18 protein-coding genes and 1 pseudogene are annotated in these 20330 nt (G+C 60.3%); 11 read left to right on the top strand and 8 right to left on the bottom strand.

Annotated features, from left to right (window positions below; genetic code table 11):
* The first annotated feature begins 44 nt into the window (after window positions 1-44).
* From R3C19_06715 to R3C19_06675, 9 genes and pseudogenes are all read left to right on the top strand, one after another.
* Window positions 45-299 carry a hypothetical protein gene (locus R3C19_06715; protein ID MEZ6060035.1) on the top strand — a complete coding sequence of 85 codons (255 nt, stop codon included), beginning with the start codon at window positions 45-47 and terminating at the stop codon, window positions 297-299.
* A gap of 360 nt (window positions 300-659) precedes the next feature.
* Window positions 660-1346 carry a serine hydrolase domain-containing protein gene (locus R3C19_06710; GenBank protein MEZ6060034.1) on the top strand — a complete coding sequence of 229 codons (687 nt, stop codon included), beginning with the start codon at window positions 660-662 and terminating at the stop codon, window positions 1344-1346.
* On the top strand, window positions 1268-2011 hold the full coding sequence (locus tag R3C19_06705) for a hypothetical protein (protein MEZ6060033.1): 744 nt from the start codon (window positions 1268-1270) through the stop codon (window positions 2009-2011). The genes R3C19_06710 and R3C19_06705 overlap by 79 nt, the downstream gene beginning before the upstream one ends.
* A gap of 570 nt (window positions 2012-2581) precedes the next feature.
* The gene (locus R3C19_06700; GenBank protein MEZ6060032.1) at window positions 2582-6058 is read left to right on the top strand and encodes a hypothetical protein; all 3477 of its coding nucleotides are present in this window, start codon (window positions 2582-2584) and stop codon (window positions 6056-6058) included.
* A 94-nt stretch (window positions 6059-6152) separates the two neighbouring features.
* Complete coding sequence (locus R3C19_06695) at window positions 6153-8105, top strand: hydantoinase/oxoprolinase family protein (GenBank protein MEZ6060031.1); 1953 nt, start codon at window positions 6153-6155, stop codon at window positions 8103-8105.
* Between the two features lie 255 nt (window positions 8106-8360).
* Complete coding sequence (locus tag R3C19_06690; GenBank protein MEZ6060030.1) at window positions 8361-8756, top strand: hypothetical protein; 396 nt, start codon at window positions 8361-8363, stop codon at window positions 8754-8756.
* Window positions 8710-8862, top strand: a pseudogene (locus tag R3C19_06685) (hydantoinase B/oxoprolinase family protein). Before R3C19_06690 ends, R3C19_06685 begins: the two are co-directional and overlap by 47 nt.
* Before the next feature lie 49 nt (window positions 8863-8911).
* Window positions 8912-9505 carry a hydantoinase B/oxoprolinase family protein gene (locus tag R3C19_06680; GenBank protein ID MEZ6060029.1) on the top strand — a complete coding sequence of 198 codons (594 nt, stop codon included), beginning with the start codon at window positions 8912-8914 and terminating at the stop codon, window positions 9503-9505.
* Window positions 9406-10221: a hydantoinase B/oxoprolinase family protein gene (locus R3C19_06675; protein ID MEZ6060028.1), complete on the top strand. Its 816-nt coding sequence runs from the start codon at window positions 9406-9408 to the stop codon at window positions 10219-10221. Before R3C19_06680 ends, R3C19_06675 begins: the two co-directional genes overlap by 100 nt.
* A gap of 49 nt (window positions 10222-10270) precedes the next feature.
* On the opposite strand, the gene R3C19_06670 is transcribed toward R3C19_06675, so the two are convergent.
* From R3C19_06670 to R3C19_06640, 7 genes are all read right to left on the bottom strand, one after another.
* Window positions 10271-11917 (bottom strand): hypothetical protein, encoded by a 1647-nt coding sequence (locus R3C19_06670; protein MEZ6060027.1) that lies wholly within the window; start codon window positions 11915-11917, stop codon window positions 10271-10273.
* Between the two features lie 93 nt (window positions 11918-12010).
* The gene (locus tag R3C19_06665; GenBank protein ID MEZ6060026.1) at window positions 12011-12514 is read right to left on the bottom strand and encodes an IS5 family transposase; all 504 of its coding nucleotides are present in this window, start codon (window positions 12512-12514) and stop codon (window positions 12011-12013) included.
* A gap of 366 nt (window positions 12515-12880) precedes the next feature.
* A complete protein-coding gene (locus tag R3C19_06660; protein ID MEZ6060025.1) occupies window positions 12881-13147 on the bottom strand; it encodes a PEP-CTERM sorting domain-containing protein in 267 nt (88 codons plus the stop codon).
* A 186-nt stretch (window positions 13148-13333) separates the two neighbouring features.
* Window positions 13334-13546, bottom strand: a complete 213-nt coding sequence (locus R3C19_06655) for a hypothetical protein (protein ID MEZ6060024.1) — start codon at window positions 13544-13546, stop codon at window positions 13334-13336.
* Window positions 13547-13630: 84 nt separating this feature from the next.
* Window positions 13631-15580 (bottom strand): Calx-beta domain-containing protein, encoded by a 1950-nt coding sequence (locus R3C19_06650; protein MEZ6060023.1) that lies wholly within the window; start codon window positions 15578-15580, stop codon window positions 13631-13633.
* Complete coding sequence (locus tag R3C19_06645; protein MEZ6060022.1) at window positions 15487-16095, bottom strand: hypothetical protein; 609 nt, start codon at window positions 16093-16095, stop codon at window positions 15487-15489. Before R3C19_06645 ends, R3C19_06650 begins: the two co-directional genes overlap by 94 nt.
* Before the next feature lie 255 nt (window positions 16096-16350).
* Window positions 16351-16959 carry a sigma-70 family RNA polymerase sigma factor gene (locus R3C19_06640; GenBank protein MEZ6060021.1) on the bottom strand — a complete coding sequence of 203 codons (609 nt, stop codon included), beginning with the start codon at window positions 16957-16959 and terminating at the stop codon, window positions 16351-16353.
* A gap of 190 nt (window positions 16960-17149) precedes the next feature.
* Here R3C19_06640 and R3C19_06635 point away from each other — a divergent pair, with 190 nt between their 5' ends.
* Window positions 17150-17689 carry a peptidylprolyl isomerase gene (locus tag R3C19_06635; protein MEZ6060020.1) on the top strand — a complete coding sequence of 180 codons (540 nt, stop codon included), beginning with the start codon at window positions 17150-17152 and terminating at the stop codon, window positions 17687-17689.
* A gap of 219 nt (window positions 17690-17908) precedes the next feature.
* A complete protein-coding gene (locus R3C19_06630) occupies window positions 17909-18712 on the top strand; it encodes a DUF4058 family protein (protein ID MEZ6060019.1) in 804 nt (267 codons plus the stop codon).
* Window positions 18713-18721: 9 nt separating this feature from the next.
* On the opposite strand, the gene R3C19_06625 is transcribed toward R3C19_06630, so the two are convergent.
* Window positions 18722-20143: a DUF1501 domain-containing protein gene (locus tag R3C19_06625; GenBank protein MEZ6060018.1), complete on the bottom strand. Its 1422-nt coding sequence runs from the start codon at window positions 20141-20143 to the stop codon at window positions 18722-18724.
* Window positions 20144-20330 lie beyond the last annotated feature (187 nt).

Here is a 20330-nt window from a genome sequence, read left to right as displayed (position 1 = left end):
CCGGCCGCACGCCGTTCCGCGAAGGCCGCACCGCCAACAGCAAGGTGCTCGGACGAGATCACCAACTGGACTGCTTCACCACGTGGCTGGCCGGTGGAGGCGTAGCGGATTCAAATCCACAGACTGGACGAGCTGGGCTTCAAGGTCGTCGAAAACAAGGTTCACGTCCACGCACTCCAGGCAGGCCACAATCATGCACTCCGCTGGGCTTCACCACGAACGCTCAACTTCCGGTCGCAGGAAGAGACTACCGCCTCCGACCGACGTCCACGGTCAGGTCGTACAGGACGCTGGCGTAGAATGCCCGCTGCGGCGACCGTGTCCGTCCTGGGTGCGCTGCACCGCGGATGGGCCAGATGAATTTTGTGCCACTGACCGTGCCATTGTTTTCAAACGTGGAGGGCACTGGCACAGCCAGTGGCACACATCAAAATATGGCAGGAATGGCACCAGCGTGAGTTCTTCTCGACCCTCGTTTCCATAAGTACGGACAGGCCATGAAGCGTCGTCGATTTCTGCAGTCGGGAATGGCTGCCTGGATGTGTTCCGGGTGCGGTGTTGCTCGGTTGCTGAGCGAAATTATCGCAGTCGGTTCCTGAAGCTGCGCAGGTGGTGTTAACCGATGCGAAGGAATCAGGGCAGGTCACCAGCAGCAGCGTATGTCGCTCAGAACGAACGAACATTTGCGGGTAAACATCGGCACGGCTCAGTCCGGTGACGCCATGTTTCTTGCTCGATCGATTTCGAAACCCGTCTGCGTGACGGGCGCTGATGACGCTGTTCGACAAGGGCGAATCTTGTGGCTCGGACGACCGGTTGAAGAAGTTCATTCCGGAATTCACCGCGATGGACGCGACGACGTCACGATGCAGCATCTGCTGTCGCACGTTTCGGGGTTGCCGGATCAGCGTCCCGACAATAACGCGCTGCGAGCCCGCCACGCTCCGCTGTCCGACTTCGTCCACGGAGCGATTCGCACGCCGCTGCATTTTGCTCCGGGAACGCAGTACCAGTATTCGAGCATGGGAATTCTGCTGGCGACTCACGTGGCGGAAATCATCACAGGCGAAACAATCCATGAACTCGTCGACCGCACCGTGTTTCGCAAGCTGGACCTGCAACACTCGGCGCAGGGCCTGGGGAAGTTCGAACTCCGCGATATGGTTCCCGTCCAGACGGAACACGCCGCGCCGGAATCCGGAGCCGGCGACCCTTCCGCAAAGAACTGGGACTGGAACAGCGACTACTGGCGAAGGCTGGGCGCGCCATGGGGAACGACGCACATGTCGGCTCCGACATCGGCCGGTTCCTGGACGGCGAATTCCTGCCGCGAGGCCGCGTCGTGAAACCGGAAACAGCGGCGCTGATGACTCGCAATCACAACAAGCCGGATCAGACATCGCGCGGTCTGGGCTTCAACGTCGGTGTGGCAGGCCGGCAGTACGGGCTGTTCCGAATCGCACGTTCGGCCACACCGGTTCGATACCGCATGGCCAATCCTGCCACACAGATAACCTGCGTCGTCCTGACATCGCTCCCCGGCCGAGCCGTCGCCACACCCGAGACAACTCGCCGGCGAACAAGTCGCGGCGGCTGCACAGTAGTGTCTCGTACGCAAGAAGGACTCCCTGATCTACGAATAGCGGAACCCCACGATGCAGATAACCATCGAAAGTCACTGATCCCCGAATTCGATATGGAATATGGGGACTCGCAGGGTGTTGAACGCGTTCCGACGACAAGTTCGACTGGAAGATTCACGGACAAGTCCAACACGATCGGCTATTGGTCGCCAATCATCTGGCTGACATTCCGGCGCGGGATCGAAATGACGATCAAACACGATTCACTGGACGTGCATCCTCCCGGCGGCGAGCCTTTTCAGTCGCCAAAGGAAACAAAGTCGACGGCTGCTATCCTGCGGCTATTTGACACGAACGTCGCCGAAGGACGCCGGCTGCTTTTGACAGCGTCGACGACGAAACACTGTTTCAGCCGTGGGCTTTGCTGAAGCAGGGTGAAACTGATGGAAATGCCGCGGCTTATCGTTGCGAACGTGGGTACTGAACCACACGATTCACCACCGGGCTCATTTGTGTGTTTATCTGCGAGGCAAACGACGTCCCTGTTCCCGGACTCTATGGCCCATCGGCAGACGAACCGGAAGCGGCTGAGCGGGCGTCGCCCTGAACTGTCCTCCGGCCGAAGGCCAGAGGCTGAACGAGCGGAGCAAGTTCTGGGGAGGGAACGCTGTGCAGCGACGGCACTGCCTCGACTTCTGCGCTCGAACCTCCTCTCGCATCGCTCCGCTTTTGCTCGACCTCTCCCGGACGGCTTCGCCTGGGAGGTGCCGGGACGGCGACCGGCACACCCGCCAGGTGGTGCCGCAGCGGTCCGCATATTGAGAATGCCGTGTCTTTCGGCCACCGACTTTCTTCATTCGTTTGAAAGCCGGACTCAGTGCCGATAGCGTGCGCGCGGCACGTGGGCGTCAGATTCCGCTGCCCGACGAAAAACAGGCGAGAACTGTTTTCGACCCGTGATCCGGCCGGATCTCCGGCCTCGCTGACCCGACGGTACCATGCCCGACATTGATTACGAAGACTCGCTTGGATTCATTCCTTCCCGAACCGCCAAAGAACGTGAGAAGTTTCGCGAAGACATCATTCGCTACATCCTGATGAAGCTGATTGCCAACGGGCAACCGGTTCCGGCAGACCGTCTGGCCAGCGAACCGCTCGGCCCGGAACGTCTGCTGGCAACCTATCATCAGCGGCTGAAACGACTCGACGCGGTCCACTGCCCGGCCGATGCAAGAATCGAAGGGTTTCTGCAGAGACATCTGGCGGGAATCGCCGGCGCGGAATCGCTTTCGCTGCCGGATTCCACGTTGGTGCTGGATCGGCACGGGATTGCCCGCGAACTGTCCCTGCCCGTCGGCGGTGACCATTTCAGCAACGATCTGGTCTCGTCGTACCGGGTTCACAATGGTGTGCTGCACAATCCTGTCCACGATCGCAGAACGACGAAGGGCACGTTTCACGTCGCGGAAGGGGGACTGCCGATTCCGCAGGACAAGAAGTCGGTTCCGCGTCAGACGTTTGCGGCGATGTTCCATCACGCCGTCAATCCGCCGGACGCCATGCTGGAACTGCCGTTTACGGCGGCTGAATCCGCGAAGGCTCGCACGTTCGTTTCGCTGCTGCTGCGTCCGCTGTTGTGCCCGGAAGTTCCCGGCTTCTGCAGTGAGCAGACGATGGAAATCCGGTTCTTTGCCCCGGGTTCCCTGGTCAGCAACCTGGACTTTGTGGAATCCATTTTCGGCAACGCGGGAGACCCCTTTCTTCCCGCCAACGACGCCGGCCTGGACGTCGAACACTGGAGCGGTCATACCGGCTGTGTAATCCTGGCTCCGCATCTGACCGGACTCACAAAGAAGGAAGTCGGTCTGCCGCATCACGACGAAGCCACAGACCGCCAGCGCGCGGACGAAATGTGCTGGAAGGATGAAAACGAACTCTACAACGGCGGCACGCCATTCAAACTGACGTGCCGCGATGAAGAAGGCGTTATTGTCACGCTGATCGCTGACAACTACTTCGGATATTGCAAGAAGGAAGTTAAGACGCAGCTTAGCTACGCCGCCAATCTTGCGGGCAACTACGAAGAGGAACACGCCGGCGGAGCAATAGCCTATGCCAGCTATAACATGGGCGATGAGTTCATTGCTGACAGCCGGCGATACAACAATCGTTCATTCGACGATGTGGCTCGCGACTATTCGGATTCCATCGACGTGCATCCGGACGGACACGGTGTCGACCGTCGGTTTCCGGAACTGATCTATGTGCCGGAAAACTGCCGGGCTACCGTTCACGACCAGCGAGTCACCTGGCACCGCGATGGGTCAGACCGATCCATTCCGCTGACACCCGGCAATGTCTACATGACACCGTCCGGCTACAAGTTCCGGCTGGAAAAGCACCCGGCGGCCCCGTCCTGGCGTCTGGTGGGATCGCTTTCCGAAGGCGTATTCTGCCACAAACCATGTACAGTCAGCGGCGGCGGGAAGAGCGAAATCAGCAAGTCCATTGCCGACTACCTTTTGCACGGTCCGATCTTTGTCGCCAATGCGGCAGAAGATCTGCAGAGAGTTCAGGAGATCTTTGATCGCGACTATTCTGATCGGTGGAATCCTGCGGGAAGTGTTAAGCCGGACTACAGCGCCCGGCCCAGCCGTCGACTACTCGACCCAGGTCGTTCGCTGGGCAGCGTGATCAAGCTTCTGACACCCTCCGTCGATTACACGGATGAATACAATCACTGGCTGGAGTCGATCCCCAACTATATCTATGCAATTGTGTTCATTATCAAACGGACACACCGCGTTGACGCCGACAGCGACTGGCGCAGGGACTTCACCGTTGATATTGTCAATGGTCATCCAGGTCACGAACTGAAGTATGGCGACCGAAAGCTGGTCGGCACCTATCTGCGGGTCGGCCTGCTGAATCAAAACGTCTGGCGAACCTATAAACTCCGTCAGGATTTCGCGCCGGCTCAGAAAGTGCAGACGGAAGACGACATCACCGCGTCGGTCGTGGTCCCGGCCGGTTGCCTGGATCATCTCGGACAATACACACAGCAGGCTGTCAGCTACAAGTTTTCGCAGAACTGCGAATACCGGCTGTTCCAGCGTCCGGACGATGCGATCCACCGCGGACTGGACAGGCAGACCGAAGCGGACCTGGCGCGGGACGACAACTTCATCGTGAATTTTGAACCGCTGTCACGCGAACAGGTTCAGGGAATTCGTGAACGGGCTGTGGAGTTCAGTCAGTTCACATCGCCGATGCAGGAACTGCTGACCGAAGCCGATGAAGCACAGCACGGCTACGTCGTGTGCTCGGCAACTCCCCGCATGATTGACGGAGAACCCAGCCGGAATCCCCGCTACCTGCAGACTCGGCCCGACGTCATGTCGCCGTTCAATCGCTACGTCGCGGAGATGGGTACCCGGCTTTTTCGCGGTGTACCACCGGATAAGCCCGTTCGTCAGCCGGTCAACGCGGTGCTGCTGGGACGGCGCAACAACCCCGCCGACAATCAAAACGGCATACGTCCGCTGGCGGTCTACAATCCGATTCACTACCAGGAACTGCCCGAGCTGTTCATGGACTTCGTTAGCGCGCTGACGGGCAAGAGTCCTTCGACAACGGGAGCCGGCAGTGAGGGCGCTCTGACAAAGGGACCGTTCAATGCGTTGCTGCCGGTCACGGATTTGAACGCGGCGCTGGTCAGCTACCTGTTGACCGGACTGCAGGGCTTTTCGACTCCCGCCGGACACATCGGGACCAGCGTTCGTGTGGATCACGACATCAGCCTGCTGATTCCCGAGATCTGGTGCCGGCTGAGTCCTGAAGAACGCGACGCGTCGTTTCTGCTGCAGGAGGGACTGCTGGAGAAACTTGCCGACTTTGAATCGGGGGGCAGGCAGATTCCGGCCAGTCGGCTTGGCTATCGCATCACGTCTCGCTTCATTCGCCGATTTGCGGGCCGCGTGTTCGACAATCCCGGCAAGGTGTTTGACGAAGCCATCCTGCGCCCGGAAACTCAGGATCCAGCGGCGTTCGCGGATGGAATCCTGCATATCGCCGAGGCTCAGGAGCGAGTTGCGAAGAACTATTTCATGGACGGCTGCATCGATCTGGCGTGCCCGCCGCTGCGAGCACTGCTGCACATCATGGTGGAGGGGCAGTACAAGGGAAAGGGCATCAACGATCCGGAGATTCGGCAACTGTTCACGCTGGAATCCATGCTCGATTCCGATTGGTACGTCGAACGGCTGAAGACTCGCCGCCAGAAAGACCAGCACCTGTGGCAGAGACACGTCAGCTACCTGCAAAGCAGCCTGAAACAACCCGAACTGGCGGCCGATGCACAACGCATGAACCTGCCGGCCCGATTGCAGTACGCTCAGTCCCAGTTGGATCGTGTGTCTTCAAGCCGCTATCTCAGGGAACTGCACGGAACTCTGGGAGCGGACCGGCTGAGGTAAACAGGGCATTCGGAACCACCGCTCCGGCGAGATCGTTGAACGCTTATGAACGTCGGCGCAAGCGTGAGACGGCTGACAAGGACGGCTTGATCCCATGACCAGTTGGCAGTTCTGGATTGATGTCGGCGGCACATTCACCGACTGCATCGGCGTGTCGCCGGACGGACGCGTCGTGCCGTTTAAGACGCTGAGTTCCGGCCTGGTGAAGGGGCAGGGCCGCGTCGATGCGGGCGGCACGCGGCTGATTGATGAAGATCGTCGGGCCGATCCGGCAGGTTTCTGGAACGGTTCCCGCATGCGGATAGTCAGCGGCGACGGGCGAGTCGTCAGCGAATCACGGATCACGGAATTCGCCCCGGCGTCTGGATCGTTCAAACTCAGCGAACCGGTCACGGCGGTCGGCGAAATCCGCTACGAGCTGGATTGTGGCCTTCCTGCGCCGGTGCTGGCGGTTCGCTGGCTGCTGAATCTGCGACCGGACGACGATTGTCCTCCCGTCAGCGTGCGATTCGGAACAACTCGCGGAACGAATGCACTGCTGACGCGCACCGGCGCGAAAACAGCGCTAATCACAACGCGCGGGTTCGCCGACGTCCCTCTGATCGGCAATCAGACGCGGCCGGACCTGTTTGATCTCAACATTCGCAAGCCGCGGCCGCTGTTCGCACAGGTGTTCGAAGTGGACGAACGCATCGACGCGAACGGTCAGGTACTGCGATCGCTCGATGAACAAACGGAATCCAATCGACTTCCAGCGGCGGGGTTGTCGAGTCACCGGTTCGATTCCGTCGCCATCTGTCTGATGAACGCGTATCGCAACCCGCTTCATGAGGAACAACTGGAAGCCATCGTTCGTGCGATGGGATTCACCGAAGTCAGCCGCTCGACCGAAGTGTCGCCGCTGATCCGATTCGTTCCGCGGTGCGACACGACAACTCTGGATGCCTATTTGAATCCAGTCCTGCGAACGTATCTGCAACAGATTCAGGGACATTTGCGAGGAAGCCGCATTCAGGTCATGACATCTGCCGGAGGGCTGGTTGACGCGACGGCGTTTCGCGGCCGCGACTGCATTCTGTCGGGTCCGGCCGGAGGCATTGTCGGGTTCGCAAAGGTGGCTCAGGCGGAGGGCTTTGATCGTTCGATCGGATTCGACATGGGAGGCACCAGCACGGATGTCGCTCGGTTCGACGGACAGTTCGAGTACGAACACGAAACCATGAAAGCCGCGGTTCGCATCATGACTCCGGTGCTGGCGATCGAAACGGTTGCGGCAGGCGGCGGCAGCATCTGCGGATTCGACGGCGTGCGGCTGTTTGTCGGGCCGGACAGCGCCGGCGCGAAGCCAGGTCCGGCGTGCTACGGTTCCGGCGGTCCGCTGACCGTCACGGACCTGAACGTGCTGCTGGGGCGAATTCCCGTGCAGCATTTTCCGTTTCCGCTGCATGTTGCCGCGATTGAAGAACGGCTGGAAGAGTTGCTGGCGTCGATGAATCACAGCCGCGCGATGACGGCGATGACTCGCGAAGAACTGGCCGAAGGATTGCTGCGAATCGCCAACGACAACATGGCTCACGCAATTCGAAAAGTCTCGGTCACGAAGGGCTATCACCCGTCCGACTACGTTTTGGTGGCGTTCGGCGGAGCGGGAGGCCAGCACGCGTGCAGTGTGGCTCGCCGACTGGGGATTCGCCGAGTGCTGATTCATTCGTTCGCGGGAATTCTGAGCGCCTGGGGAATGGGCCAGGCGGATGTTCGCCGCATTCGACAGTGCAGCGTCTTGAAGACGCTAAGCGGCGGTCTGCTGAGTGAGCTGCAACCGCTGTTTGAACAGCTTGAAGCTGAAGGTCGCGCCGAAGTTGCCGAGCAGGGCATTGCCGCCGGTCAGATCGTGAAACCTCAGCGACGCTGCAATCTTCGATATTCCGGCACCGATTCAACGCTCACAGTGGCAGTTGAGCACTCGGCCACGGACGCTGATATCCGTGAGGAATTCGAGGGAACACCGGCGGCTATTCGGATATCTCAGGAAGGAACGGTCGATTGAAGTGGCGGCCGTGGAAGTGGAAGTTGTCCGGGAACGGCGCGAAAGGACGACGTCCGGCACACCGCACACATTCCTCAACAACCCGTCATTCCCGCGCAGGCGGGAATCCAGTTCCTCTCGCGAGAAAAGGCGGGAACCCAGTCCGTCATTCCCGCGCAGGCGGGAACCCAGTCCGTCTTGCGAGGAAAGACGGGCACCCGGTATTCGCAACCGGCTTCCCGGCAGCGCGCGCATGACGAAGGGCGATGGAATGTAGTGCGCTCCGTCGCGCCCGCGCATTTTGACGGACGCACTGTCGACGCGGCCATCGTGACTCGCGACGAACTGCAGCCCGGCGACGTGCTCACCGGCCCGGCCATCATCTGCGAAGCGACATCCGCGATTGTTGTGGAGCCGGGATGTTCGGCGGAAATCACTTCGACCGGCGTAATACTGGTCATGGTTGCCGGCGAGCGGATGGACGAAAGTCCGTACGATGGCCCTCCGAGGCCGTCGAAAAGCAGCGGTCGCGATGAAGCGACGGCTTCGGAGGGCCATCGTACGGTGAGCGATCCGATTCTGCTGGAAGTTTTTCAACAACCAGTTCGCTTCGATCGCGGAGCAGATGGGCGAGATGCTGCGGCGAACTTCCGTCTCGACGAATGTTCGTGAACGGCTGGACTGGTTGTGCACATGTTCGATGCCGCGGGGGCAACTGGTCGTGAATGCTCCTCACGTGCCCGTGCATCTGGGAGCAATGGGCGAGACGGTTTGCGCGATCATGGCCGACCATCCCGAGATGAAGCCCGGCGATGTGTTTGTCACCAATGATCCCGTATCGAGGTGGTTCTCATCTGCCCGATGTGACGGTGGTGACGCCGGTGTTCGCGGAGCAGCTTGCCAAGTTGAGCGTCGAAAGACCGGGGCCGGATTTCTTCGTGGCGAATCGTGCTCACCACGCGGAAATCGGCGGAATTGTCCCCGGAAGCATGCCGCCGTTTTCGAAGAATCTCTCCGAAGAAGGTGTCCTGATTCGCAGCCGGAAACTGGTCGACGCCGGACAGTCGCGGGAAGAAGGGATATCCGTGAGCTGCTTGCGTCCGGTCCGTTTCCCAGCCGTGCGGTCAGCGACAATCTGGCGGACACGGCGGCTCCAGGTGGCGGCCAACGCCTGTGGAGTGCGGCTGCTGCAACAGCTTTGCGAGCGACACGAGGTCGACGCCGTCCAAAGCTACATGCCATATTCAGCACGCGGCGACCAGGAAGATGCGGCTGGCAACTCAACCGGCTTGACGACCGAGCGTACACGTTCGCCGATTCGCTGGACGATGGCACTCGAATCGCCGTCACGATCACCGTACGCGGCGATGAAGCGACGGTGGATTTTTCCGGCACGGCAGAAGTTCATCCCGGCAACCTGAATGCCAACCGCGCGATCACAACAGCGGCGGTGCTGTATTCGTTTCGCTGTTTTCTGAACGAAGACGTGCCGCTGAACGCCGGAGTGCTGGAACCGCTGACAATGATTATTCCGGCAGGCTTGCTGAATCCAGCCGCCGGCCCGTGTCCCGATAGTTCGCCCGCGATGGTTGGCGGCAATGTCGAAACTTCGCAGCGAATTGTTGACGTGCTGCTGGGCGCACTCGACCTGGCTGCTGCCAGCCAGGGCACGATGAACAACCTGACGTTCGGTAGCGAGTCGTTCGGGTACTACGAAACCATCTGCGGCGGTGCCGGCGCGACCGGAACCGCCGACGGAGCCGACGCGGTGCATACTCATATGACGAATACGCGGTTGACTGACCCGGAGATTCTGGAACACCGATATCCGGTGCGGCTGCGACAATTCGGCATACGGCAGAACTCCGGCGGAGCAGGGCAGCATCGTGGCGGAAATGGAATTGTCCGCGAGATCGAGTTCCTGAAGTCTCTGCACGTGTCAATGCTGTCGCAGCGACGGGACACCAACCAACCGTATGGGCTGCACGGAGGCGCGGCGGGCGCTGCCGGGGCCAATAGCCTTCAGCGTTGCGGAACGACGCAGTTTCAGAACCTCGGCGGAAGCTTTGCGGTCACCGTCGCCGCCGGTGATGTCCTGCGGATCGAAACACCCGGCGGCGGCGGCTTCGGGAAGTAGCGATTCCCAGCTCCGAAGAACCCCGACCAACTCGCCCACTTCAGGCTGGTCAGTCGCGTGCTCCGGTGTTGAGCAGGATCAACTGGCCGCGTTCGAGCCGCATGGCAAGCTTCCCGCTCGGCGTACAGAACGCCAGCCGAAACACACGGTTCGTTTCGCGGCGTTCAAGGTCGCACAGAAACTCTCCCGTTTCGACGTGCCAGACTTTGACGAAGCCGTCTTGCGATGCGCTCACCAGCGACCGACCGTCCGGACTGAATACCAGATCCTCAATCCAGTCGCTGTGACCCAGCAGTCGCTGCAATTCGGTGCCTGTTTCAGTGTCCCACAGGCGGACAGACCTGTCGTGAGAACCCGTCGCAACAACACGACTGTCCGGCGAAACCGCAGCAATCACCGTCGTGGAGGAATGACCACTGAGCCGGCACAGCTTCTGCCAGGTGGCGCAGTCCCAAACGTCCGCGCCGTCCAGCGAAGTCACTATGAGCCGATGATTGTCCGGCGAAAAAACGGCGCAGTGAGGCTGTTCGGCGGGCAGTTGACGAACGACGGCCCCGGTCTCCGGCGCCACCAGCAGCACGGTGTCGTGCTGAAAATCAACAACAGCCACCAGTCGGCTGTCAGGGGAAAACGCCATGCCGCTACACCGCTGAATGTTCAGCCGCTGCATCGGAGTAAACCGGACGGCATTTGAAGCAACCTGCGACTCGCGGGCGTCCGCACCGGAAGAGCCCGTGCCGGTCGCGTGCGTCGGCCGGCCTGGTCCGGCGGATTCGCTTCTCGACCAGATCTCAACAAATGGCTCCTCCAGCATTTTGGAGGTGGCCACGAAGCGACCGTCCGGCGAAACGGCGATCCGATCGCGGACCCGGCCGTTGGGTTCAGTCCGGCCCATCACGTCACCGGATATCAGATCCCATTCCGTCAGTTCCCCGGTCCCAACGGCAAGGACCCGGTCCCTTCCCGGCAACATGGCGATCCCCGGTGCAGAGACCCTTGGCGCGAGTCCTTCGGACAGCACACGCACACCGGAATCCGGAGCCGGCTGCCAGGCGCGTACCAGATCGTCGCGGCTGCCCGTCAGAACGCTGCCGTCGATGGGTGAAACAGCGACCGCGTTGATGCGGTCGACGTGACCCTGCCAGCCCATGATGCCCTTCGCCGGCACGATGGCCGCCGATTCACGGGCACCCGGATTCGACACAAACACAGCCCCCGTACCGCAACCGGCGTACAGACGGCCCTCGACGGAAAACGCCATACTGCGGACTTCATCGAGCAATTGATACGACGCGACGGACTGAGGGCCGCCGGAATCTTCAACGCTGAGCACATCGATGACGCCACCCTCATCGGACAACGCCAGAAGCCGACCGTCGATCGACCAGGCAGCCGAAGGGCCACCCTTCCGCGGCCACACAAACTGCAGCTCCAACTGCAGTTCTGAGTTCGCATCTGCAGCAATTCGCCCGACATGGACGGCTTTCCAACCGACAAACGCACAGCGGCGCGACGGTGGATGCACGGCGATGTCGATCAGGTCAGACTCGGCCACACTGGTCAGAGGTCGTATGGCTGGAGGCTCAGTCAGTTGGATGACGGCCGGCGTCCGACGGCGACCACTGACCACCAGGTGATGATCATCCAGGAAAGCGGCGCGGCAGGAGTATTCTCCGGCACCAATTTCCACAGTCATCCGCAGTGTGCCCGTCTCGGCAGACCAGACTCTGATCATGGAATCATGACCGGCCGTGGCGAGTGTTTCACCGGAAGGAGCGTAGAGGTCATTTCAAAACCACCTCAAGCATAGAATCATGCAGGCGAGGTGAGCAAATCCTTCGAACAGGTGAGCGTGTCTTTCGTGGCGAACGAGGAGTCGCCGTTGGTACTGCAACCAACTGATGGTACGTTCGATTTTCCATCGATGACGATAACGTCGCAGTGCACGCCCATCCTGCCGACTATCTCTCTTTCGCCCGCTTCGATGCGGTGTGATCTGTTCGATTCCCCGCTTCTGAAGTGTATCACGGAGCCAGTCGGCATCGGCCGCCTTATCGTAGAGGAGACGCCTGGGGCACTTCTTCAGCATTCGCACGTCAACAAGAGTCTCGATAGTATTCACTTCCGCATCCTGTGCCGATGTCGTCATTGCAGACATCGGGACCCCCTGACCGTCGGTCATCAACATCAGCTTGGTTCCCTTTCCCTTCTTGGTCTTGCCGACCTCAAGACCCCCTTTTTTGCGGGCGAAAAGGTGCCGTCGACAACCTGCTTCGGCAACAGTTTCGGACACCGATCCAGAAGCTGTTCAGGTTCCGCCAGCGGCTCCCGACCCAGCGTCAACTGCCATTCACGACGCAACTGAAACGGGTCAACAGCAGACGTGAGATCGAACGCTAAATCCACGAACGTGCGCCTCGTAAAAAGGATCAACGCGGCATCCTCATCTCCTGCCGAACAAAAATCGCTGCCTCGAAGGTCCATTCCTGCACGAGCATGAGTGCGGGCCACGATTTCCGTGCGCGCCATGCCGAACAGATCACAGCCGGTCGTTTCGGCCTGGCCAGCGGCGAGGTGATATGTCCATGTCACCCGCGGTCACCTCGCTGTGAGATCGGGGCGTTCGAGATTCCACCGATTCGCGCGCGTGCTGTGTCGTCTAATCGCACCTTGTTGTCTTCGCCGCCACCGTGGCCCGCCGCCGCCAGCGACAGACGCCAAACGCCGCCGTCGAACACAGCAGCAATCCCCACGTCGACGGTTCCGGGACGGCGGAAATCGTGAACGACTGCGACAGTGGGTTCAGCATCAGAGGAACGTTGTCGTAAACGCCGTTCACTTCACCGAAGGCTTCTGTTGGGAAAGCACTCGCGAAGTCGTCAAATGTGACGTCGTAGGTCCCCGGCGCCAGGCCGACTGTGTTCACAGACAGCGTTCCCAGCGTGACGTTGTCCCCGTCACCGGATCGGCGAAAAACCACCAACGGCCGGCGGAGGCGGGGGTGTGACCATCCAGACAAATCCGGAAGGGTCAAACACGCCGCCGTTGAATTCACCCCAATCCGCCAGCGTCGTATTGAAGCTGAATCGTGAGAAATCCGTTCCCGCAGCCGTCAGCGACGCAGAACTGTTGACGACGCTGAGCTGTATGGAATCGACGAAGTCTGCGACGGTATCTCCGGTGAAACTCGCTGAGACATCGAATACCGAGCTGTCGGCGAAAGCGTCGGGTTGCTGAGTGAAATCGAAATCACGGCAGCGTCGGCAGGCGGCAGTCCCAGTACGGCAACGGCCAGAGCGGTGACGAATATGGTCTTTCGAATCATGATTCTGGGCTTTCCGGAAATTGTGTCCGCCCGGCGTCCATCGGCGTCGTGTGCGCTGGTCGCGGCGGGATGTTGGAGTGGTTGTTACAGCGACAGTCCGATCCGCCGACGAAGCCACAGGTAGTCGCGGCTATTGATGATGCCGTCGCCGTCAAGGTCGAAGGCCAGGTCATAGTTCAACTGACCGAGTCTGCTGCCGTAGTGACTGAACAGCAGATCCCGGTCGGCGTACGTCACGGCCCCGTCGCCGTTGAAGTCTGAATCGAACCGATGGAAGCTCAGGTTCACGAAGCCGTCCGGTGTGGCGTCGTCCTGCAGCAGTCGCGCCGGGTTGCCGGCGAAGTGGATCAAAGTGGTGTCCAGCCGCAGTTCGTATCGGCCGTCGGCCAGCATGGTGCGGGCACTGCCGCCCAACCCGTCCAGTGTCAGATCAACCGTTAGTGTGCGAGCGGCTGCCGTGTACGCGAACCGCGCCCCCGTGAGACTGACGGACGCGCCGGTCGACGTAACCAGCGTGACCGCCTGATCGATCGTTCCGGCCGTGATCAGGTCCGGGATGTTCGTTGCTCCGGTGAAGCGTACGTCGATCGTTTCCAGATTCGACCGCTGTGCCGCTCCGCTGTTGATCGTGACACTGGCAACGGCCAGGTTGTCGTCGTCACGAATCGTTCCGGTCGCGTTCCCCACCACGATGTCAGCGTTGACGGCATTGAACAGCCGCAGCGAGAAGACTTCGTTCGGTTCGATCGTGACGTCGCCGACGACTGACACCGTGATGACCTTCGTCGTTTCGCCGGGATTGAATGTCAGCGTTCCGCTGGCGGCCGTGTAGTCGTTGTCGGCCGTAGTGGCGCTGCCGTCGAGCGTCTCATAGTCAACGGTGACTGTCTGAGTGCTCGGCGACAGCAGCGTCACGGTGAACTGGAAGTTCGTGCTCCCGCTGTCGCCTTCGTCTGCGGTCACACTGTTGACGGACAATCCAATGGAACGCACGGCAAAGATGTCCGGCGTGACGATCGGATCTGAGATTCCGGCCACCAGGTTGTTGCCGTTGCTCACGAAGGAAATCGTTGTTCCGTCTTCGCTGATACTCGGTGAATACGACAGGCGGTTTCCGGTCGAGGTTCCGGTACTGCGACGACTGGCCGTTTCCGTCACGGGACTCGCGGCTCGCCAGTTGCGGACAAAGACGTCGCGATCGCTGTTGCTGTCGCTGACACCTGTCTGCAGATTCGTGGCGTAACTTTCAAAAGCGACGACGGAACCGTCGCGACTGATTTGAGGCAGGTCGCTTGTGTCATTGCCGCCAGCCGTACCGAGGCGATTGACTGAAACCAGCGTCGTAGTCCCGGCAGCCCGGTCGCGAGCGTAGATCTGCGGGGAAAAGTCCGTCGAAAGCGGCGAAAGGTTGGACGCCTGACTTACGAACGCAACAAATCGTCCGTCGCCACTGATACTGGGACGCTGCGAAGACGAGTTCGCTTTCACTTCATTCGAATCGACGCTCACCAGTTCCAACGCTGTACTCGACAGGTCGTGCACAAAGACGTCGGACGCTCCGTTCAAGTCACCCGCGATCAGATTTGTGGCATTGCTGGAAAACGCAACCGTCTGGCCGTTGTCGGACACGTCGAAGAGATCCACTCCCGCATCACCCGTCGTGGCAGTCGCTGACCGGCGTGAAACCGTCTTGTTGGTGCCCGCGGAATAATCAAAGGCGAACAGGTCTTCTGCCGAATTAGTATCCGTGACACCGGTCTCAAGATTCGACGCGGAACTCAGGAAGACTACAGTCGACCCATCGCGGCTGATTCGCGGCGAACGAGAAGCTTCGTTGCCCGTCGTTGTGGCACTGAGTCGGTTGCGGCTCGCCAGTTTCGTGGTTCCGGCAGCGACGTCTCGAACGTAGACATCCTGCACGAAGTAGACGTTGGCATCCGTCAGGCCGGTGACCAGATCGTCGGCGTAGGATTCGAACGCAATTCGGCTGCCGTCAGCACTGATCGACGGGTTGTCGGAATTCCAAACGGCCATAGACCGGTGGCATTGGAAGCACCGTCGGTTCCCGTCGCGTTGATGCTGACCAGCAGCGTTTCGCCCGTCAGGCGGTCCCAGCGGTAAATCTGTGTCGGGAGAGTCGAATTCACCGCTCCGGCGGTGACGTTCAGGTCTGTCGCGTCGCTGTAAAACGCCACGTACCGGCCGTCCGCACTGATGACGCCGTGGTACGACAAGCCGTTGCCGGCCGTTCCAGCCGCCGTGCGACTGACGAGCGTTGTCGTTCCCGTCTGCAGATCCCGCAGAAAGACGTCAAAAGTGCCATTCGTATCGCCAGCCACCAGATTGGACGAGGTGTCACTGAAGACCAGGTAGCGGCCGTCCGCGGACAGGCTCTGCTGGTCGTCGGGGCTTCCGTTCCCTGCGGCCGCTCCTGCGGAATTGACGCTGACCAGCGACGGCAGGCCGACCGTCAGCAGTTTTCGACTTTCGAGTGACTCGATTGCTGCCGCCCGAACTTTTCCGCGGCGGCGCACTTCCCTGGACAGCATTCGACGCAACGACTTCCGCATTTCGACTGGCCCCTGACGATGGAAGGTGACTGAAAGGCAGCCAGGGCGGCTCAGACGGTCGCCCGTCCGCTGGCCCGCCAGCCGCGCTTCGCAACCAGTCGTGAATGCACGGCGGATCGCAACAGCCAGCGCAGACTGCCGGTGCCTGATTGCCAATGCGGGTCAAACCGGACAAAAAGTTCGGCGATTCCGGAAAAGAGAAGGGACCGGCACCCGGTACGACGCGGTCGGCGGTTATGTCGATGCCGGGCTGCGACCGGAATCGTCGGTGAGTTCTTCCTGAATCTCGTCCAGTGCCCGCTGGTGGCGCTTGCGGACGGCGTCGGGGCCGGATTCACCCAGTTCCGCCGCGATGTCGGCCCAACTGAGTCCCTGGTCGCGCCACATCAGGATCTGCCGGTCGCGTTTTGTCAGTCGATGATTGACCAGTTCGACAAGTTCGTTGAAAACCAGGGTTTCGACGGGTTCTGAAACCGTTGCGGCGAGCGATGCGGGCATGTTGCCGTCGATACTGACGTTGCGATTCAGGTCTCGCTTTCGTGTGTGCCAGTATCTGACCAGTTCGGAAACGCGGTTGCGCGCGATCCCCTTCAGCAGACGCAGCACGTCGTCCGGCGAATGCAGCTCGAAATCGCCTTCCTTCAGCCCCAGCAGCAGACGGACGACCACGGATTGGCAGATGTCACTGTCCGATACAATCTGCCGCAATTGGGCGTCCAGCAGAGTAAACCGAACCTCCCGCCGCAGAGCGTCGCCGAAGTCGGCCACCAGTTCTTCGAACGAGGCAGGATCGCCGCCGCGGATTCGTTCTATCAGCTCACGAAAGCGAGTTTCAGAAGTCACTTGGGGCGGCCCGTTCTGGTGCGAAATACCGGCGGCCATCGTATCGCAGACTCAGCCCGAAACAACAGGCTGGTACCCGAAACGCAGCGCTCGGCGGCCGCGCGCCGGTCAGACGCTGGCGATTCGCCTTGCGATTCCGTAGGGTTCCTGAAACCCGACCATTTCACCCGCAGCCCCCCGCAGCGAAACCATGACCAAAAACTTTCAGCCCGAGGTGACAGAAGTCATCAAGGCCATCGACTTCGACGCTAATGATTATCAGATCGAACTGAACACCAGCCACGGCAGAATTCTGCTGGATCTGCTGCCGGACGTGGCGCCGGGACACTGCGGCAATATGATCGGGCTGACCAGCATCGGATTCTACGACGGCCTGATTTTCCATCGCGTGATCAATGGATTCATGATCCAGGGCGGTTGTCCGAACGGCAGCGGGATGGGAGGCCCCGGCTATCAGATCAAACAGGAATTCAACTCCACGCCGCATGTCGCAGGCGTTCTGTCGATGGCGCGGTCCAGCGATCCGAATTCCGCCGGTTCTCAGTTCTTCATCTGCCTGGGAACTCACACGCATCTGGACAACCAGTACACCGCGTTCGGTCGCACGGCCGACGACGACAGTCTGGCCGTGGTGAAAAAGATCGGATCACTTCCCGTCGATGGCAGCGACCGGCCGAAGACCGAGGCGAAGATCCAGTCGGCGAAAGTACTGACGACGGCGAAGGGCTGAGCGGTCGGTGACCGCGATTGGCACTCAGTGCAGCCTCACGTCTGCGATGCGAAGACCCGTTGGAATCAATGATTCGCGGCGTTATCGTGGTATCGCACGCCAGGGACACCTTGCAGCCGGAACACGTTGCGCTGCGGGTTCCGCGGAAGGCGATTATCGTGGCTGGCAGAATCCCGTGTCATTCATTGCCTCTGGCGGCCGCATCAGGAGATTCGAACAATGCCTTCGCCATTTCCCGGTATGGATCCATTTCTGGAAGCTCCGGACGTTTTCCCGGATTTCCATGATGCCTTCATTGCCTATCTGAGAGAAGCGATTCAGCCGACGCTGCCGGTGCCCTACTACGCCGCTTTGGGCCGACGTGCCTGGGTTGAAGTGACGGAACGGTTTATCGGTCCGGATGTACAGGTGCTGTCTGACGCAAGGGAGCCTCGTCGTCCCGGTGGCAGCCAGGCCGCGACTCTGGAAGTGACTCGGCCGGTAATCGTCAAGGTTCCTCACGATGAACGCGTCGAAACACTCGTCGAGATCTACATCGGACGCGGACAGGAAAAGCGGCTGGTGACGGCTATTGAGTTGCTCAGCCCTTCCAACAAGACGCCCGGCGAAAAAGGACGTGATCTCTACCTCAGGAAGCAGGCCGAGCTGCTGGATTCCAGGAGCCATATCGTCGAAATCGATCTGCTGCGCGGCGGGCATCACACGACAGCCGTCCCGGAAAAACGCAAGCAGCGTTTCGTCGCTCCCACGGAGTACCACGTGTGTGCCCATCGATTCGATCAGTTCGAAGACTATCTGATCTACCCGATACCACTCCGCGGACCGCTGCCGACAGTCAACATTCCGCTGCTGCCGGGCGATGACGATGTCTCGATCAGCCTGCAGGATGTGTTTCTTCGAACGTACGCCGCCGGACCCTATCACCGTGAAATCGACTACAGCCAGCCGGTTCCGGAACCGCCTTTACCTGACGACGTTTTGAAGTGGGTGCGCGAGCAACTCCAGGCACGGCGCGAATCCTGACTGCCGGCACTACGTCGATTTTCCGTTATACAGCGACTCGATGACGCTTCCCTGGTTCAGGTGGACCGGGCGGTTCAGTCGGTCACGGACAACGGACTGCGGTTCGATTCCCAGAGCACTGTAGACGGTGGCTCCGACGTCATCCGGGGAATAGAGCGTCGTGGCCGGATACGAACCGGTCTCATCCGATTCCCCGATCACGTGTCCGCCCTGAACGCCGGCTCCCGCAAACAGGCCGAAGAAACACGGACCCCAGTGGTCTCGCCCGGCGTCCTTGTTGATCTTCGGAGTGCGTCCGAATTCACCCAGCATCATCACCATCGTGTCGTGCAGCAACCCGAGTGAATCCAGATCATTCAGCAGCGCGGAAACTCCCTGATCGATCGGCGGCAGCAGACGGTCACGCAGCGTGGAGAAGATGGCGGCGTGATTGTCCCAGTTCTGCACCGGTCCCATGTTTGCCTGAACGATGGGAACTCCCGCCTGCACGAGTCGTCGAGCCAGCAGCAGCGACTGACCGTAGCTGTTTCGTCCGTAGAGGTCTCGAACGCTGTCCGGTTCGCGATTCAGTTCGAACGCCGTCGACAGTTTGCTGGAAGACAGCATCGTGAAGGCGAGTTCCTGATCGTCGCTCATGCTGACGGCGGAAGGCTGCGTTGAGACACGGAGCTGCTGCCCGTCGACCGCTGCCAGCAGATTCCGTCGCTGCTGTAGTCTTCGATCGTCGAGGCCAGCCGACAACGTCAGCGTGTCGACTTTGAATCCGGCGTCCTGAGGATTGCCGACAATCTGCCACGGATCGTATCGAGGCCCCAGAAATCCCGCGTGCTGGCCCGGCCATGTCAGCGGCGACGACATCAGATACGTGGGGAGATTAACGCCGCTGGGAATCCCGTCGCTGCGCGGGCGCAGGAATTCGCAGCCGGCCGCATAGCACGGCCAGTCGTCGCGAGACGCCACCTTGTCGAAGAATCCGCCAGGCTGCAGATGACCGGTCAGAACATGGTGCGTCGACATCAGATGGTTGTTGTCACCATGCGACAGCGTGCGCACCAGAGCATATTTATGAGCCAGCGCTGCCATATTCGGCAGATGTTCACAGATCTGCAGACCAGGCACCGTCGTTGAGATTGGCTTGAATTCTCCCCGAATCTCCGCCGGCGCGTTCGGCTTCATGTCGAACGTGTCGTGATGGCTGACAGCACCGGTCAGAAAAACAATGATCAGCGACTTTGCACGCGGCTCGATCGATGAAGCCTCATTGCCTTCGGCAGCCACCGCTGAGCGTCCCGGTGTATTCGCGCCCGACGTGAGCCCGGCACTCAGTCCCAGCAGACCGGAGTAGCCAACCTGCAGAAAACGTCGACGATCGTGTTCGAGCGATTTTCCGCGCGTGGCGCCTGCCTGTTTCGAAGCTACCCGTCCAGCCATCTCACGCCACCCTTATGTCTGCCCGTTCCTGTTCGCCGGTCATGATCTTACAGCAAGCCAGAAGCAGGAGACACCGTGAATTGTGCTCGGCGACTTCCGAGAGTCAGCGCTGTGATTGCGGCACACTCGTTCCAGGGCTCCAGCCCTGGAACGAGGTGGCGAATCGCCGTGACCAGAATTCCCGCGG

The organism is Planctomycetaceae bacterium, assembly GCA_041398785.1.
Taxonomy (GTDB): Bacteria; Planctomycetota; Planctomycetia; order Planctomycetales; family Planctomycetaceae; genus JAWKUA01.
The sequence above is the reverse complement of the archived record's forward strand: the minus strand, read 5'-3'. Positions and strand labels throughout refer to the sequence as shown.

Coding starts and splice junctions, on each gene's coding strand:
- R3C19_06710 (MEZ6060034.1), top strand. CDS start 660: ATGTCGCTCAGAACGAACGAACATTTGCGGGTAAACATCGGCACGGCT.
- R3C19_06705 (MEZ6060033.1), top strand. CDS start 1,268: ATGGGGAACGACGCACATGTCGGCTCCGACATCGGCCGGTTCCTGGAC.
- R3C19_06700 (MEZ6060032.1), top strand. CDS start 2,582: ATGCCCGACATTGATTACGAAGACTCGCTTGGATTCATTCCTTCCCGA.
- R3C19_06695 (MEZ6060031.1), top strand. CDS start 6,153: ATGACCAGTTGGCAGTTCTGGATTGATGTCGGCGGCACATTCACCGAC.
- R3C19_06680 (MEZ6060029.1), top strand. CDS start 8,912: ATGATCCCGTATCGAGGTGGTTCTCATCTGCCCGATGTGACGGTGGTG.
- R3C19_06670 (MEZ6060027.1), bottom strand. CDS start 11,917: ATGACTGTGGAAATTGGTGCCGGAGAATACTCCTGCCGCGCCGCTTTC.
- R3C19_06655 (MEZ6060024.1), bottom strand. CDS start 13,546: ATGATTCGAAAGACCATATTCGTCACCGCTCTGGCCGTTGCCGTACTG.
- R3C19_06650 (MEZ6060023.1), bottom strand. CDS start 15,580: ATGGCCGTTTGGAATTCCGACAACCCGTCGATCAGTGCTGACGGCAGC.
- R3C19_06645 (MEZ6060022.1), bottom strand. CDS start 16,095: ATGCTGTCCAGGGAAGTGCGCCGCCGCGGAAAAGTTCGGGCGGCAGCA.
- R3C19_06635 (MEZ6060020.1), top strand. CDS start 17,150: ATGACCAAAAACTTTCAGCCCGAGGTGACAGAAGTCATCAAGGCCATC.
- R3C19_06630 (MEZ6060019.1), top strand. CDS start 17,909: ATGCCTTCGCCATTTCCCGGTATGGATCCATTTCTGGAAGCTCCGGAC.
- R3C19_06625 (MEZ6060018.1), bottom strand. CDS start 20,143: ATGGCTGGACGGGTAGCTTCGAAACAGGCAGGCGCCACGCGCGGAAAA.